15 protein-coding genes are annotated in these 13,937 nt (G+C 61.6%); 5 read left to right on the forward strand and 10 right to left on the reverse strand.

What is annotated here, in order from left to right; translation table 11 throughout:
• Positions 1-81: 81 nt before the first annotated feature.
• The 4 genes from G6N74_RS09790 to petA form a co-directional block, all read right to left on the reverse strand.
• Entirely contained in the window at positions 82-627 is a 546-nt protein-coding gene (locus tag G6N74_RS09790) for an adenine phosphoribosyltransferase (RefSeq protein ID WP_165116708.1), read from the reverse strand.
• 101 nt (positions 628-728) lie between these two features.
• Positions 729-1,592, reverse strand: coding sequence for a cytochrome c1 (locus tag G6N74_RS09795; RefSeq protein WP_165116710.1), 864 nt, complete (start codon positions 1,590-1,592; stop codon positions 729-731).
• A gap of 26 nt (positions 1,593-1,618) precedes the next feature.
• Positions 1,619-2,920, reverse strand: coding sequence for a cytochrome b (locus G6N74_RS09800; RefSeq protein ID WP_165116712.1), 1,302 nt, complete (start codon positions 2,918-2,920; stop codon positions 1,619-1,621).
• Between the two features lie 19 nt (positions 2,921-2,939).
• On the reverse strand, positions 2,940-3,500 hold the full coding sequence (petA, locus tag G6N74_RS09805; RefSeq protein WP_165116714.1) for a ubiquinol-cytochrome c reductase iron-sulfur subunit: 561 nt from the start codon (positions 3,498-3,500) through the stop codon (positions 2,940-2,942).
• A 309-nt stretch (positions 3,501-3,809) separates the two neighbouring features.
• Between petA and G6N74_RS09810 the strand changes: the two genes are divergently transcribed.
• Complete coding sequence (locus G6N74_RS09810) at positions 3,810-4,067, forward strand: type II toxin-antitoxin system Phd/YefM family antitoxin (RefSeq protein ID WP_165116716.1); 258 nt, start codon at positions 3,810-3,812, stop codon at positions 4,065-4,067.
• A complete protein-coding gene (locus G6N74_RS09815) occupies positions 4,067-4,495 on the forward strand; it encodes a type II toxin-antitoxin system VapC family toxin (RefSeq protein WP_165116718.1) in 429 nt (142 codons plus the stop codon). Before G6N74_RS09810 ends, G6N74_RS09815 begins: the two co-directional genes overlap by 1 nt.
• A gap of 34 nt (positions 4,496-4,529) precedes the next feature.
• Here G6N74_RS09815 and G6N74_RS09820 read toward each other — a convergent pair whose 3' ends face one another.
• The 5 genes from G6N74_RS09820 to G6N74_RS09840 all read right to left on the reverse strand — a co-directional run bounded on the left by G6N74_RS09820 (position 4,530) and on the right by G6N74_RS09840 (position 11,034).
• Positions 4,530-4,841 carry a DUF6665 family protein gene (locus G6N74_RS09820; RefSeq protein WP_165116720.1) on the reverse strand — a complete coding sequence of 104 codons (312 nt, stop codon included), beginning with the start codon at positions 4,839-4,841 and terminating at the stop codon, positions 4,530-4,532.
• A 5-nt stretch (positions 4,842-4,846) separates the two neighbouring features.
• A complete protein-coding gene (locus tag G6N74_RS09825) occupies positions 4,847-6,715 on the reverse strand; it encodes an ABC transporter ATP-binding protein (protein WP_165116722.1) in 1,869 nt (622 codons plus the stop codon).
• Positions 6,712-8,589, reverse strand: coding sequence for an ABC transporter ATP-binding protein (locus G6N74_RS09830; protein WP_165116853.1), 1,878 nt, complete (start codon positions 8,587-8,589; stop codon positions 6,712-6,714). The genes G6N74_RS09825 and G6N74_RS09830 overlap by 4 nt, the downstream gene beginning before the upstream one ends.
• 2 nt (positions 8,590-8,591) lie before the next feature.
• A complete protein-coding gene (locus G6N74_RS09835) occupies positions 8,592-10,466 on the reverse strand; it encodes an ABC transporter ATP-binding protein (RefSeq protein WP_165116724.1) in 1,875 nt (624 codons plus the stop codon).
• Positions 10,467-10,587: 121 nt separating this feature from the next.
• The gene (locus G6N74_RS09840; protein ID WP_165116726.1) at positions 10,588-11,034 is read right to left on the reverse strand and encodes a hypothetical protein; all 447 of its coding nucleotides are present in this window, start codon (positions 11,032-11,034) and stop codon (positions 10,588-10,590) included.
• A gap of 389 nt (positions 11,035-11,423) precedes the next feature.
• Between G6N74_RS09840 and G6N74_RS09845 the strand changes: the two genes are divergently transcribed.
• On the forward strand, positions 11,424-11,882 hold the full coding sequence (locus G6N74_RS09845) for a tRNA (cytidine(34)-2'-O)-methyltransferase (protein ID WP_165116728.1): 459 nt from the start codon (positions 11,424-11,426) through the stop codon (positions 11,880-11,882).
• 170 nt (positions 11,883-12,052) lie between these two features.
• A complete protein-coding gene (soxR, locus tag G6N74_RS09850) occupies positions 12,053-12,526 on the forward strand; it encodes a redox-sensitive transcriptional activator SoxR (RefSeq protein ID WP_165116730.1) in 474 nt (157 codons plus the stop codon).
• Positions 12,527-12,560: 34 nt separating this feature from the next.
• Here soxR and G6N74_RS09855 read toward each other — a convergent pair whose 3' ends face one another.
• Entirely contained in the window at positions 12,561-12,818 is a 258-nt protein-coding gene (locus tag G6N74_RS09855; RefSeq protein WP_091917690.1) for a hypothetical protein, read from the reverse strand.
• A gap of 122 nt (positions 12,819-12,940) precedes the next feature.
• Between G6N74_RS09855 and hemF the strand changes: the two genes are divergently transcribed.
• Positions 12,941-13,855: an oxygen-dependent coproporphyrinogen oxidase gene (hemF, locus tag G6N74_RS09860; RefSeq protein ID WP_165116732.1), complete on the forward strand. Its 915-nt coding sequence runs from the start codon at positions 12,941-12,943 to the stop codon at positions 13,853-13,855.
• Positions 13,856-13,937 lie beyond the last annotated feature (82 nt).

Genomic DNA, 13,937 nt, shown 5'->3' on the forward strand with positions numbered 1-13,937 from the left:
GGCCGCAACGTTGACGCCCCCTCTCCCCGTTCTTCACGGGGAGAGGGTAAGGGTGAGGGGCAGCGCCGACCTCTCAGAAACTCAATGCCCCTCAAACGCCACCAGCGTCCTCACCGGCACATCCAGCGCCTCCAGCTTCGCCCTTCCGCCCAGCTCCGGCAGGTCGATAACGAAACAGGCGGCCACGATATCCGCCCCCATCTGGCGCAGCAGCTTCACGGCGCCCTCAGCCGTGCCGCCGGTGGCAATCAGGTCGTCGACCAGGATAACCTTCTCACCGGGCACGACCGCGTCCTTGTGCATCTCCATCTCGTCCAGCCCGTATTCCAGGCTGTAGGCGACGCGCACGGTTTCGTGCGGCAGCTTTCCCTTCTTTCGGATCGGAATGAAGCCAGATGAGAGTTGGTGCGCCATTGCCCCGCCAAGGATAAAGCCGCGCGCCTCGATGCCGGCGATCTTGTCTATCTTCGAGCCGGCATAGGGATGCACCAGTTCGTCGATAGCGCGCCGGTATGCCCGCGCATTGCCGAGCAGCGTGGTGATGTCGCGGAACATGATGCCCGGCTTGGGATAGTCGGGAATGTTGCGGATCGCAGAGATCAAGGTGTCTTCGAGGGAGGATTTCATGAGACCGTTCCGTTGAGGCTTACTTGTGCGACCGCGCGGACAAAAAGAAAAGGGCGCTTGCGCGCCCTTCCCAACATTCGACTTGCCGGCGGTTGCCGCTTTTAGTGGGCGACGCCCGACCAGACCTTGCGCTTGGTCAGGTAGACGAGCGCTCCGAACAGCAGCAGGAAGGCCATGACACGGAAGCCGGTCTGCTTGCGTGCTTCCAGATGCGGCTCGGCGGCCCACATCAGGAAGGCGGAAACGTCGCGGGAATACTGGTCGACCGTCTGCGGCGCGCCATCGTCATAGGTGACCTGGTCATCCGAGATCGGCTTGGCCATGGCCAGCGACTTGCCGGCGATGAAATACGGATTGTAGTGCGTACCCTCGGCGATCTGCATTCCCGCCGGCGGCTGCTCGTCGAAACCCGTCAGCAGCGCGTGAATATAGTCCGGACCGGCTTCGGCATACTGCGTGAAGATGTCGAAGATGAAGGTCGGGAACCCACGCTCCACGCCGCGCGCCTTGGCGATCAGCGAGAAGTCCGGGGGAGCAGCACCACCGTTTGCAGCGGCAGCCGCATTGTGGTTCGGGAACGGCGACGGGAAGTGATCGCTGGGGATCGCCTTGCGCGTGAACATCTCGCCATCGGCGTTGGGGCCATCCTGCACTTCGTATTCGGCAGCAAAAGCCTTCACCTGGGCCTCGGAATAGCCGAGGTCTGCCAGCGTGCGGAAAGCTACCAGCTCCATCGAATGACAGGCCGAGCAGACTTCCTTGTAGACCTTCAGGCCGCGCTGGAGCTGGGCCTTGTCGTAGGTACCGAACGGACCTGCGAAGGACCAGTTTTCCTGCTTCGGCTTGTGGATCGGGAAATGGGTCGGCTCAGCCTCGTTATGGCCTTCCTCGGCGGCGATGGCAGCGCCAAACGCGCCGACCACGACCAGTCCGAACACAGCCAATCCAGTGAGAATCTTTTTCATGCGAACATTCCTCTCAAGATTCTCGCTCAGCCCTTGGTTTCCGGCGATGCCGCAGCACCCGCAGGGTGACCCGAGCCGGACTTGTTCTTCTCGAGCACCGCTTCGGTGATCGAGTTCGGCAACCGCCGCGGCGTCTCGATCAGGCCGAGAACCGGCATGATGACGAGGAAGAACGCGAAGTAGTAAAGCGTCGAGGCCTGCGCCAGCGCCACATAGGTGCCTTCCGCCGGGCGCGAACCGAGCCAGCCGAGGAAGATGGCATTGGCAACGAAGAGCCAGAAGAACAGCTTGTACCACGGGCGATAGACGGCCGAGCGAACCTTCGACGTATCCAGCCACGGCACGAAGAACAGGACCGCGATGGCGCCGAACATGGCCAGCACGCCGCCGAGCTTCGAGTCGATCGGACCGATGTTGAAGGTGATGGCGCGCAGGATCGCGTAGAACGGCAGATAGTACCATTCAGGCACGATATGAGCCGGCGTCTTCAGCGAGTCGGCAACGATGTAGTTGTCCGGATGGCCGAGATAGTTCGGGATGTAGAAGACGAAGTAGGCGAACACGGCAAGGAACACGACCATGCCGAAGGCATCCTTGATGGTCGCATAGGGCGTGAAGGCCACGGTGTCGGTCTTCGACTTGATCTCGATGCCGGTCGGGTTGGTCTGGCCGACGACATGCAGCGCCCAGATATGAAGAATGACGACGCCGGCGATCATGAAGGGCAGCAGATAGTGCAGCGCAAAGAAGCGGTTCAGCGTCGGGTTGTCGACGGCGAAGCCACCAAGCAGAAGCTGCTGGACCCACTCGCCCACCAGCGGAATGGCGGTGAAGAAGCCGGTGATGACGGTGGCGCCCCAGAAGGACATCTGGCCCCAGGGCAGCACGTAGCCCATGAAACCGGTCGCCATCATCAGGAGGTAGATGATGCAGCCGAGAATCCAGAGCAGTTCACGCGGCGCCTTGTACGAGCCGTAGTAAAGGCCGCGCATGATGTGGATATAGACGGCAATGAAGAACATCGAAGCGCCGTTGGAATGCAGGTAGCGCAGCAGCCAGCCCGAATTCACGTCGCGCATGATCTTTTCGACCGACTGGAAGGCCAGGGTCGTGTCTGCCGCATAGTGCATGGCCAGCACGATGCCGGTCAGGATCTGCGCACCCAGCATCAGCGAAAGAATGCCGCCGAAGGTGTAGGCATAGTTCAGGTTACGCGGAACCGGAAAAGAGACGAACGAATCGTGGATGAGGCGCGGCAATGGCATGCGCGCGTCGAACCAGCGTTCGATGCCTGTTTTTGGCGAATAGGTCGAGTGTCCACCGCTCATGGATTAAGTTCCCTCTGCCTTAGCCGATCCGGATCGAAGTGTCGGAAATGAACGAGAATACCGGGATCGCCATGTTCTCAGGCGCCGGTCCTTTGCGAATGCGTCCGGCCGTATCATACGCCGAGCCGTGGCACGGGCAGAACCAGCCGCCATATTCACCCTGCTCGCCGAGCGGGATGCAGCCAAGATGGGTACAGACCTGAACCATCACCATCCAGGCTTCCTTGCCCGGCACGGTGCGGTTTGCGTCGGTCGCGGGCGCGTCGCTCGCCAGATTGGCATTGCGTGCAAGCGGATCCTTGAGATCGCTGAGGCTGACGGCCTCGGCTTCCTTCATCTCTTTTTCGGTGCGGTTGCGGATAGCAACCGGCTTGCCGCGCCACTTGACCGTCAGCGACATGCCCGGCGTCAGCGAGGAGACGTCAACCTCGACCGAGGAGGCTGCAAGCGTCGAAGCGTCGGGGCGCATCTGGTCGATGAACGGCCAGGCGACCGCACCAGCGCCAACGACGCCGGCCATGCCGGTCGCCACATAAAGAAAATCACGACGGGTTGGGTCGATCGTGTCGTTTGCGCTCACGAGATATGATCCTTTCGCCTTACCCACGCCGGCGGTGGAGCCATGTCCCCGCTCACTGTCGACGGCCCGCAACCGCATAGCGGACCAGGCTGACGAATTCCTCCGGCATTTGGCACTCGGTTTATGCGCGAAGCCGGCGCTTGTCCAGACGGGACAAGGGGTCAGGGCAGATTGTCGCGGGTGGCTGTGGAGAGTTTATCAACAGGGTGGAAAACCATGCGCCATGTAAAAATGTAGATACATATCTACATTATCGTTGATACGTGGCCATTTTTGTGGAAATCTATCTGTAGACGAACGAGGATCACCGTGACCATTACGACTCTGTCCAGCCGCACGTTCAATCAGGACACAAGCGGCGCTAAGAAAGCCGCGAATAATGGCCCGGTCTTTATTACCGACCGTGGCCGGCCGGCCCATGTCCTGCTGACGATCGAGGATTATGAGCGCCTTGCAGGCAAGACGATGAGCCTGGCCGAAGCCCTTGCACAGACCGATGGCGGCGATTTCGACTTCAATCCGCAACCCATCGGCAAAGGCCTGTTCAGGCCGGCCGATCTCGACTGATGTACCTGCTCGACACCAACGTCATCTCCGAACTCAGGCGCAGGGAACGGGCAAACCGTCAGGTTCTGGCGTGGGCGGACACCATGTCGCCGGTGCAGTTCTTCCTTTCGGCCATAACCGTGCTCGAACTGGAATATGGCGCCCTTCTTGTCGAGAGGCGAGACGCGCTGCAAGGCGCATCGCTACGCAACTGGATTTCAGGAACCATTTTGCCGCAATTTGAAGGCCGCATCCTTCCGGTCGACACCACGGTTGCTTTGCGCTGTGCAGCCTTGCACGTACCCGATCCTCGACCCGAGCGCGATTCGCTGATTGCGGCAACGGCGCTGGTGCACGGCCTGATCATCGTCACGCGCAACACAAGCGACTTCCAGCTGACCAGCGCGCCGCTTTTCAACCCGTGGCATGAGACTGGGGCCAAGGTCTGAGCCCCTCTCCTGCAACGACTCGAATGAGTCCCGCTCACATCGCTCCGAGCCTGACCAGAATTTCCTTCGGGATGGCGAGATCGCGGATCACGTCATCGTGGCGGCGCAGGCCGCAAAGTTCGCGCTGGATGAAATAGGCGTGCACGGCGCGAGCCGTCGCTTTCAGCAACCGTGTTCTCTCGTCGGCATCGCCTTGATGGCCGCGCAGCTGCGCCAGCGCCTCCTCGGCACGCTGTCCGGCACGGCCGAGCGAAACGGCCATTTCCGCCAGCATCTCGTGCTCCAGCACGTTGAAGCCGGTTTCCTGCGATGGATGCGAATACTTACCGGGCTGGCGAAGCGACATGACGCCTACTCCGCGGCGAGCCGATCGGCCAGGAAGCCGCCCGACTGGCGCTTCCAGAGCTGCGCATAAAGCCCGTCCCTGGCGATCAGCGCTTCATGCGTGCCTTCCTCGACGATCTTGCCATCATCCAGCACGATCAGCCGGTCCAATGCCGCGATGGTGGAAAGGCGGTGAGCGATGGCTATGACGGTCTTGCCCTCCATCATCCGGTAGAGATTGTCCTGGATCGCCGCCTCGACTTCCGAATCGAGCGCCGAGGTTGCCTCGTCGAGAATGAGGATCGGTGCATCCTTCAGCATCATGCGCGCGATCGCCACGCGCTGGCGCTGGCCGCCCGAAAGCTTCACGCCGCGCTCGCCGACATGGGCATCGTAGCCGCGCCTGTCCTTGGGATCGGACACATCGACGATGAACTCATGCGCCGCCGCCCGCTCGGCTGCCTCCTCAATCTCGGCTTGCGTCGCCCCTTCGCGGCCATAGCCGATATTGTCGCGGATCGAGCGATGCATCAGCATCGCCTCCTGGCTGACCACGCCGAATTGCGCGCGCAGCGACCCTTGCGTCACCGAGCGTAAATCATGCCCGTCGATAAGGATGCGGCCTTGCTCGACATCGAACAGCCGCAGCGCCAGGTTGACGATGGTCGTCTTGCCCGCCCCCGACGGGCCGATTAGCGCCACCCGCTCGCCCGGCCTGACATGCAGGTTCAGATTTTCTATGACGCCGCCGCCCTTGCCGTAATGGAACGAGACGTTCTCGAAGCGGATATCGCCCTTGGCGCGCGGCATGACGACCGCGTCGGCCGCATCACGTATCGCAGGCCGTACCGAGATCGTGCGGGTGGCATCCTGCACGGTGGCATAGTTGCGGATAAGGCCGCTGATGTTGAACATGATCCAGCCCGACATCTGGTTCAGCCGGAAGACAAGGCCGAGCGAGGCGGCGATGGCGCCGGTGGAAATGCCTCCGCCGGTCCATTTGTAGATGCAGATCGCCGCCACCGATCCCATCATGAACCCGTTGAGGATGGCGATCGCGCTGCGAACCAGCGTGACCGAGCGCGTCAGCCGCACCACCGCAACCAGAAACCGCTCCAGCCCGTCGCGAACATAGGCATGTTCGCGACGCCCGCTGTCGAACAGCTTTACCGCCATGATGTTGGTGAAGGCATCGACCAGCCGCCCGTTGAAGATCGAGCGTTCGTCTGCCACGGCGCGGCCGGCGCGGCGCATTTCGGGCAGCAGGAAGTAGACGATCGCGCCATAGAGGATGAACCAGACCGTCACAACCACGCCCATTAGCGGATCAACCGTGATCAGGATCGTCGTCGTCAGGATCATGAAGGTCAGGAATGCCCACATGGTCTGGAGCACGTTGACGATGAAATCGCCAACGGCCTCGCCGCCCTGCATGATCTTGGTGGCGATGCGCCCGGCGAAGTCGTTCTGGTAGAAATCATAGGGCTGCTCGATGACGCGGCGGAACGCCTGCCAGCGCACCATCGAGAAAAACCCTGGCACGACCATCTGCTGCTCGACGATCGCGCCGCCGATCATCACCACGCTGCGCACCACCAGAAGCAGCGCCATGAGCGCCACCAGTTCCGGCCAGTGATCGGCCAGCAATGCCTGCGGGCTGGTCTTGTCGAGAAGATCGATCAGCCAGCCCACCGACCAGTAGAGCGCGGCGTCGACCGCGCCGGAGAGGCCGCCGACAATCAGCAACAGGATGAACGGCCCCTTGGCCTGACTGGCGAAGTAAAGGATGAAGCGCCACGCATTGGCCGGCAGCACTTCGCGGTCGGTGTCCTGGAACGGATCGATCCAGCCTTCCAGCCTGCGCCACTGCCGATCTGAGAAGCTGCCCTCTTTCATTCGGCCGGCCTCGTCGCTTCGATCTGGTCTTCGTGGAACAGGAAGCCGCCGGACTGGCGCTTCCACAGCCGCGCATAAAGGCCGTCCTGCTCCACGAGTTCGTCATGCGTACCCTGCTCGACGATGCGCCCGTCATCCAGCACCACCAGCCGGTCGAGGGCTGCGATGGTCGAAAGGCGGTGCGCAATGGCGATGACGGTCTTGTTCTGCATCAGCGCATGGAGATTTTCCTGGATCGCCGCCTCGACATCCGAATCGAGCGCCGACGTCGCTTCATCCAGCACCAATATAGGCGCGTCTTTCAGGAAGACACGGGCAATGGCGATGCGCTGGCGCTGGCCGCCCGACAGCTTTACGCCGCGCTCGCCGACATAGGCGTCGTAGCCGGCGCGCTCCTTGTTGTCGCGCAGCCTGCCGATGAAATTATGGGCCTCGGCCTTGCGCGCCGCTGAAATAATCTCGGCATCGGTCGCGTCCGGCTTGCCGAGCTTGATGTTGTCGCGCAGCGAGCGATGGAACAGGGCGGTATCCTGGCTGACCACGCCGATATTGGCCCGCAGCGAATCCTGCGTCACGGTCGATACATCCTGGCCGTCGATCAGGATCCTGCCGCCTTCAAGGTCGTAGAGCCGCAGCATCAGGTTGACGAGCGTGGTCTTGCCTGCACCGGACGGCCCGACCAGCCCGACCTTCTCGCCCGGCTTGACGACAAGATCGATGCCGTCGAGCACGCCGCCGCCCTTGCCGTAGTGAAAGACGACATTCTCGGCGCGGATCTCGCCGCCCTTGACCACCAGTTCCTTCGCACCGGGCTTGTCGATCAGTCCGAGCGGCTGCGAGATCAGCGCCTTGGAGTTTTCGAGAACACCGAGATTTCTCAGGATGCCATTGAGCTGCATCATCAGCCGCAGCAGCAGCATGTTCAGCCGCAGCACGAGGCTGAGCGTGAAGGCGACGGCGCCGACTGTGATCGTGCCCTCGACCCAGAGAAACACGGCAAAGCATGCAATCGCCGTGATCATCACGCCTGACAGCGCGGTCATGGTGATGCGCAGGCCGGTCAGCTTGCGCATAAACGGCCGCTGGGTCTCGACATAAATGTCGAAGCCGTTGCGGATATAGCGGTCGTCGCCGTCGGCGGCGAACAGCTTCAGCGTCAGCACATTGGAATAGGAATCGACGATCCGGCCATTGATCATCGAGCCGGCCTCGGCAGTCGCCTCGGCATGCTTGCGGATCGACGGCAGGTAGTGGCGCGCGACGAAGCCGAAGGCGATAATCCACACCAGCACCAGCCCGGCCATCCTGAGATCGAGGCTGGCCACCAGCGCCAGCGTTGTGATCGTGTAGATGATCATGAACCACACGACCTCGATGAAGCTTTCCATCAGGTCGCCCGTCGCCTGCCCCGCCTGCCAGACCTTGGTGGCGATGCGGCCGGCGAAATCGTTCTGGAAGAAGGCATAGGACTGGCGCGAGACGTGGCGATGCGCCTGCCAGCGGACGAGATTGTAGAAGCCCGGCGTGATGGTCTGCTCATCGATCAGGTCGGACAGCGCCTCGACGATCGTCCGCAGCACCAGGACGGTGACAAGCATGAACAGCAGCTGCATGCCGGCAGCATCCCAAAGCCCCTGCCAGCTCCTGTTGCCGGAAGCCTGGTCGAGAATATCGACCAGATGCCCGACGAAATAAAAAAGCCCCGCTTCGACAAGCGGGGCGATGCCGCCGATGACCAGCATGGCGAAGAAGGCGAGCTTTGCCTGGCCGACATAGTGCCAGATAAAGCCCCACACCGTCTCGGGTGGCCGAAGGTTACCGGGCTCCCGAAACGGGTTCACCCAGCCTTCGAACACCTCGTAGACGGCGCGCATGCTCATTCGGCGGCGAGACCCTTTCCTATGGGTCCATTCTCAACCGATTCGTCACTGGGCAGGAAGCCACCGGATTGCCTATTCCAGAGCTGCGCATAAAGCCCGCCGCGTGCGACGAGTTCGTCATGCGAGCCTTCCTCGATGACCCGGCCCTGATCCATGACGACGAGCCGGTCCATCGCGGCGATGGTGGAAAGCCGGTGTGCGATCGCGATCACTGTCTTGCCCTCCATCAACCGGTAAAGGTTTTCCTGGATTGCCGCCTCGACCTCGGAATCGAGCGCAGACGTCGCCTCGTCGAGTATGAGGATCGGCGCGTCCTTCAGCATAACGCGGGCAATGGCGATGCGTTGCCTCTGGCCGCCCGACAATTTCACGCCACGCTCGCCGACATGGGCATCGTAGCCCTTGCGTCCCTTCGGATCGGAAAGCCCGGCGATGAATTCGGCAGCCGAGGCGCGCCGCGCCGCTTCCACCATCATGTCGTCGTCGGCGTCGGGACGGCCATAGAGGATATTGTCGCGCACCGAGCGATGCAGCAGCGACGTATCCTGCGTGACCATGCCGATCTCGGCGCGCAGCGAGTCCTGCGCCACTGCCGAGATATCCTGGCCATCGACAAGGATGCGTCCGCTTTCCAGATCGTAGAAGCGCAGCAAAAGGTTCACCAGCGTCGACTTGCCGGCACCCGAGCGCCCGACCAGTCCGACCTTCTCGCCCGGCCTGATCGTCAGCGAAAGATGCTCGATGATGCCTTTGCCCTTGCCATAGTGGAAGCCGATGTTCTCGAACGCGATCTCGCCCTTGCTGACGACGATCTCCTTCGCACCGGGCTTATCCTCGACAAGGCGCGGCATCGAGATCGAGCCGATGCCGTCTTGCACCGTGCCGATATTCTCGAACAGGCCCGACACTTCCCACATGATCCACTGCGACATGCCCCACAGCCGCAGCACCAGTCCGATGACGACGGCCACCGCGCCGATCGACACGGCCTCGCCGAGCCACAGCCAGATGGAGAGCGCTGTGACGGCAGTGAGCAGGACCGAATTGAGGACATAGAGAACGCCATAAAGCCCGGTGACCAGCCGCATCGAGCGGTAGACCGTCTCGAGGAAGCTCGACATGCCTTCGCGCGCGAACGATGCCTCACGCCGGCTGTGCGAAAACAGTTTTACCGTCTGGATGTTGGTGTAGCTGTCGACGACGCGCCCGGTCATCATCGAGCGCGCATCCGCCTGCTCTTCCGCCACCTTGCCGAGCCGCGGGATGAAGTAGCGCAGCAGGATGACATAGCAGACGAGCCAGATGGCAAGCGGCGCGGCCAGCCGCCAGTCGGCCGAACCGACAATAAACAGCATGCCGAGAAAATAGACGATGACGTAGTTCAGCACGTCGACCAGTTTGATGACGCATTCGCGCACGGCGAGCGCGGTCTGCATCAACTTGGTGGCGATGCGGCCGGCGAATTCGTCCTGATAGAAGGTCATCGACTGCTTGAGCAGGTAACGGTGCACCTGCCAACGGATGCGCATGGGGTAGTTGCCCATCAGCGTCTGCTGGTTGACCATCGAATTGATGAAAACTGTGCCCGGCAGCAGAAACAGCACGACGAACGCCATGGCCGCCAGCTTCCAGCCCTCCGTCTGGAGGAAGGTCTCGCGATTCTGCGCCGACAACCAGTCGACGATCGAGCCGAGGAAGCCGAACATCCACACTTCGGCCAGTGCGACCAGCGCCGTCAGAATAGCCGAAACGGCAATGAAGGGCCACGACCCCTTGGTGTAATGGAGGCAGAAGGCCACCAGCGTCTTTGGCGGCTCGACCGGCTCCGCGGCGGGAAACGGATCTAGTCTTTTTTCAAACCAGCGAAACATCGTTCATTCTCTGTTTGGTGCCTTTCCCGAAAAGCGGCGCGCCGTTCGGGCAAATCATTCGTAAAAACAACAAGTTGTAACATGACCCGGAATCAATCCGCGATCATGTTACAGCGTTGCGTCATGCAGCGCGGCGAACCGATTCACCGCTATCATATTCGGACGCCTCCTCACCGGCTTGATCGGGCTTGCCACCAAGGGCAGGCCCGACCTCCTCAATGTAGGGTGTCCGTGCCGATTCGCCGATATCTTCGGCGACCGCTCCTGCCACGGTCGTGGCAGGAGCCCGCCAGTCCCTGAGAGACCGCAATGCCGAAGCAATGCGATCGCTCAGCCTTTGCAACGGCGAGCGGTAGCCCGGATCGGGGCTTGCACCCGAAAAGTCGACATCAGGCAGACCGCCACGACGCCGTATCCGGCTTTCCGGATAATCGGACGGCAGGCGCACGCCCATGACCATCGCCCATGCCGACAGCTTGCGCTCGGACAGGCTCACGCGACCGTTCGGCTGCCGCGACAAAGGGGCTGGTTCTGGTGGGGATTTTCGCCCCTTGAATGAAAAAGACATCGTCGGATTCCTTTGAAAACGGAAAAGAATTCCGGCGGGAATCGAGTCCTGAAGCTTTGAAGTGTCAGAGTTAAAGCGCCAAACCCAGGCCGACATCACGCCCAAAGGCCGTGGATCGGGAACAAAGACACGCGCACGAATACGCGGAGATGGAGTTACTGGTGCTTTAGAATGTCAAAGGAAAGCTTCGAACCGAAAACCGCCGTCAGCGTCGTGCGGCATGGGCCGGGAGCAAGAACATATGAATAGTCATGACTGCCTCCGTCGGTTCGAGTTGACAATGACGGCTCTATAACCGCATTCGGCGCGCAAGACCACGCATAACTGCCAAATTGTCGCAACCTTGCAGCGCCTGTGGCGATCACGCAACACATTAGCGAGTGAAGATATTGGCCGACGGCATCCGCATCGCCCTCTACCAGCCCGACATCGCCGGCAACACCGGCACCATCCTGCGCATGGCCGCCTGCCTCGCCATCGCCGTCGACATCATCGAACCGGCCGGCTTCGACCTTTCGGACCGCAACCTGAGACGGGCCGGCATGGACTATCTCGAAATGGCCTCCCTGACGCGCCATATCGATTTCGCGGCGTTCGAAGCGTGGCGAAAGGCCGAGGCTCGCCGGCTCGTTCTGTTCTCGACCAAAGCCGCCCTGCCCTACACGCAGTTTAGCTACGCCGATGGCGACGTAATATTGTTTGGCCGCGAGTCGGCCGGCGTACCAGAAGACGTGCATGAGACCGCCGACGCGCGGCTCCTCATCCCGATGAAGGGCGGCGGACGCAGCCTCAATCTCGCGCTCAGTGCCTCGATGGCCGCGGGCGAAGCAATCCGGCAGCTCGGCTGAAACATCTTCCACCCCGGCCACGATCGCCCAGCTTGCGATCTTGCGTCCTCGGACCCTGACCGACCCGCCGATTCTCAGCCGTGTGAACATCATCTCATCCTTCGATTTGCATCCTGAAGGATCTCTTGCTACAACCTCAACATTAGTTGAGGTCAAGCGGAAAGTCGGACATGGGCAGGGAATTATCGGTCGGCGAGGTGGCGCATCGCAGCGGCATCGCGGTTTCAGCGCTTCATTTCTATGAGACGAAGGGCTTGATCCAAAGCCATCGCACAGGCGGCAATCAGCGGCGCTACGGGCAGGACGTGCTGCGCCGGGTGGCCGTCATCAAGGTCGCCCAAGAGGTCGGCATTTCGCTGGCGGATATCGCCGCTGCCCTTGCCGCACTGCCGGACGGCAGGACGCCGACGCGAGAGGACTGGCGGGTGCTTTCGGAAGGCTGGGCGGCCGATCTCGACCAGCGCATTCTTCAATTGCAGAAGCTGCGCAACGGGCTGACCAACTGCATCGGCTGCGGCTGCATGTCCATCGACCGCTGCCCCCTGCACAATGCCGACGACCATCTCAGTGAAGATGGCCCCGGCCCGCGCCTGCTTCTGACCGCATCACACCGAAAATCCAGCCGCGAATGCGGAAAGCTCTGAACTTGGCCGCCGCCCGCCCGAATCTCAACACAGTCTAGTCGGAAGTCGGCAGACGCCGGATGGTGAATTCGATGACATCGCCCGGTCGCTCGAACCAGCTTTCGATCGTTGTCCAATAGGCCTGCTTCGGCCAGCGTTCGAACCACTCCTGCGCCTTGGCGCGGGCATCCGGACGGGGCAGCACGAAAGTCTCGCGCAAAAAGCCGTCGCGCGGCGTGCGTTCACGCTCGGCCCGGCTCTGGTCGAGCCTTCTTTTCAGACCATCGAGCGGCGGTCTCGTCGGGGTACGCACGACTAACTCCTTGACCCTGATCAATTACAGATTAGGGATCGCGCGGGAAAAGACGAGTCATTTTCGCAGGCGCCAATCACCAGATGGCAGGCCTGCAAGGCAGTGAGTGGAGACGAGTGCCTATGGAGCGAGCTGAAATACCGGCGGGATTGCCTGCGGACATCGAAGGCAAGAAGGAATGGGCGCGCGCCTGGTTCGAGGAACTGCGCGACCGCATCTGCGCCGGCTTCGAGCAGATCGAGGACGACCTCACCGGCCCGCAGGCCTCATGGTCGCCGGGCCGTTTCGAGAAGACCCCATGGCAGCGTGAGGAAGGCAAGGGCGGTGGCGGCATCATGTCGATGATGCATGGCCGCGTCTTCGAAAAGGTCGGCGTCCATACCTCCACCGTCCACGGCGAATTCTCCCCCGAATTCCGCAAGCAGATGCCGGGCGCCGAGGAAGATCCCAGCTTCTGGGCAAGCGGCATCTCGTTGATTGCGCACCCCTGGAACCCCAACGTACCCGCCGTGCACATGAACACGCGCATGGTCGTGACCTCGCGCCAGTGGTTCGGCGGCGGCGCAGACCTGACGCCCGTGCTCGATCGGCGCCGCACGCAGGAAGACCCGGACACGCTCGCCTTCCACAAGACGATGCAGTTTGCCTGCGGCAAGCACGCGGCGATTGCCGACTATGATCGCTACAAGGCCTGGTGCGACGAGTATTTTTATCTCCCCCACCGCAACGAGGCACGCGGCGTCGGCGGCATCTTCTTCGACTATTTGCAGTCGCCGCAGGAAAAGGGCGGCTGGGAAGCCGATTTCCGCTTCGTGCAGGATGTCGGCCGCTCCTTCCTCGTCGTCTACCAGCATCTGGTGCGCAAGAACTTCGGCCTGAACTGGACCGATGGCGATCGCGAGGAGCAACTGATTCGTCGCGGCCGCTATGTCGAGTTCAACCTGCTCTACGACCGCGGCACCATCTTCGGCCTCAAGACCGGCGGCAACGTCAACTCGATCCTGTCGAGCATGCCGCCCGAGGTGAAGTGGCCGTGATCTCTCCTGTCTGATGTCGCTTATGGGCAATGTGACCTGAAAGCGACACTTATGCCGGATTGTTACCGCCTGTAAGATTGCG

The sequence above is a fragment of the Mesorhizobium zhangyense genome (assembly GCF_011045115.1).
GTDB classification, from domain to species: domain Bacteria; phylum Pseudomonadota; class Alphaproteobacteria; order Rhizobiales; family Rhizobiaceae; genus Mesorhizobium_M; species Mesorhizobium_M zhangyense.

Excerpts from the sequence above, each read along its gene's own strand:
- G6N74_RS09790 (WP_165116708.1), bottom strand. The coding sequence starts at position 627 with ATGAAATCCTCCCTCGAAGACACCTTGATCTCTGCGATCCGCAACATT.
- G6N74_RS09795 (WP_165116710.1), bottom strand. The coding sequence starts at position 1,592 with ATGAAAAAGATTCTCACTGGATTGGCTGTGTTCGGACTGGTCGTGGTC.
- G6N74_RS09800 (WP_165116712.1), bottom strand. The coding sequence starts at position 2,920 with ATGAGCGGTGGACACTCGACCTATTCGCCAAAAACAGGCATCGAACGC.
- G6N74_RS09815 (WP_165116718.1), top strand. The coding sequence starts at position 4,067 with ATGTACCTGCTCGACACCAACGTCATCTCCGAACTCAGGCGCAGGGAA.
- G6N74_RS09820 (WP_165116720.1), bottom strand. The coding sequence starts at position 4,841 with ATGTCGCTTCGCCAGCCCGGTAAGTATTCGCATCCATCGCAGGAAACC.
- G6N74_RS09825 (WP_165116722.1), bottom strand. The coding sequence starts at position 6,715 with ATGAAAGAGGGCAGCTTCTCAGATCGGCAGTGGCGCAGGCTGGAAGGC.
- G6N74_RS09830 (WP_165116853.1), bottom strand. The coding sequence starts at position 8,589 with ATGCGCGCCGTCTACGAGGTGTTCGAAGGCTGGGTGAACCCGTTTCGG.
- G6N74_RS09835 (WP_165116724.1), bottom strand. The coding sequence starts at position 10,466 with ATGTTTCGCTGGTTTGAAAAAAGACTAGATCCGTTTCCCGCCGCGGAG.
- G6N74_RS09840 (WP_165116726.1), bottom strand. The coding sequence starts at position 11,034 with ATGTCTTTTTCATTCAAGGGGCGAAAATCCCCACCAGAACCAGCCCCT.
- soxR (WP_165116730.1), top strand. The coding sequence starts at position 12,053 with ATGGGCAGGGAATTATCGGTCGGCGAGGTGGCGCATCGCAGCGGCATC.
- hemF (WP_165116732.1), top strand. The coding sequence starts at position 12,941 with ATGGAGCGAGCTGAAATACCGGCGGGATTGCCTGCGGACATCGAAGGC.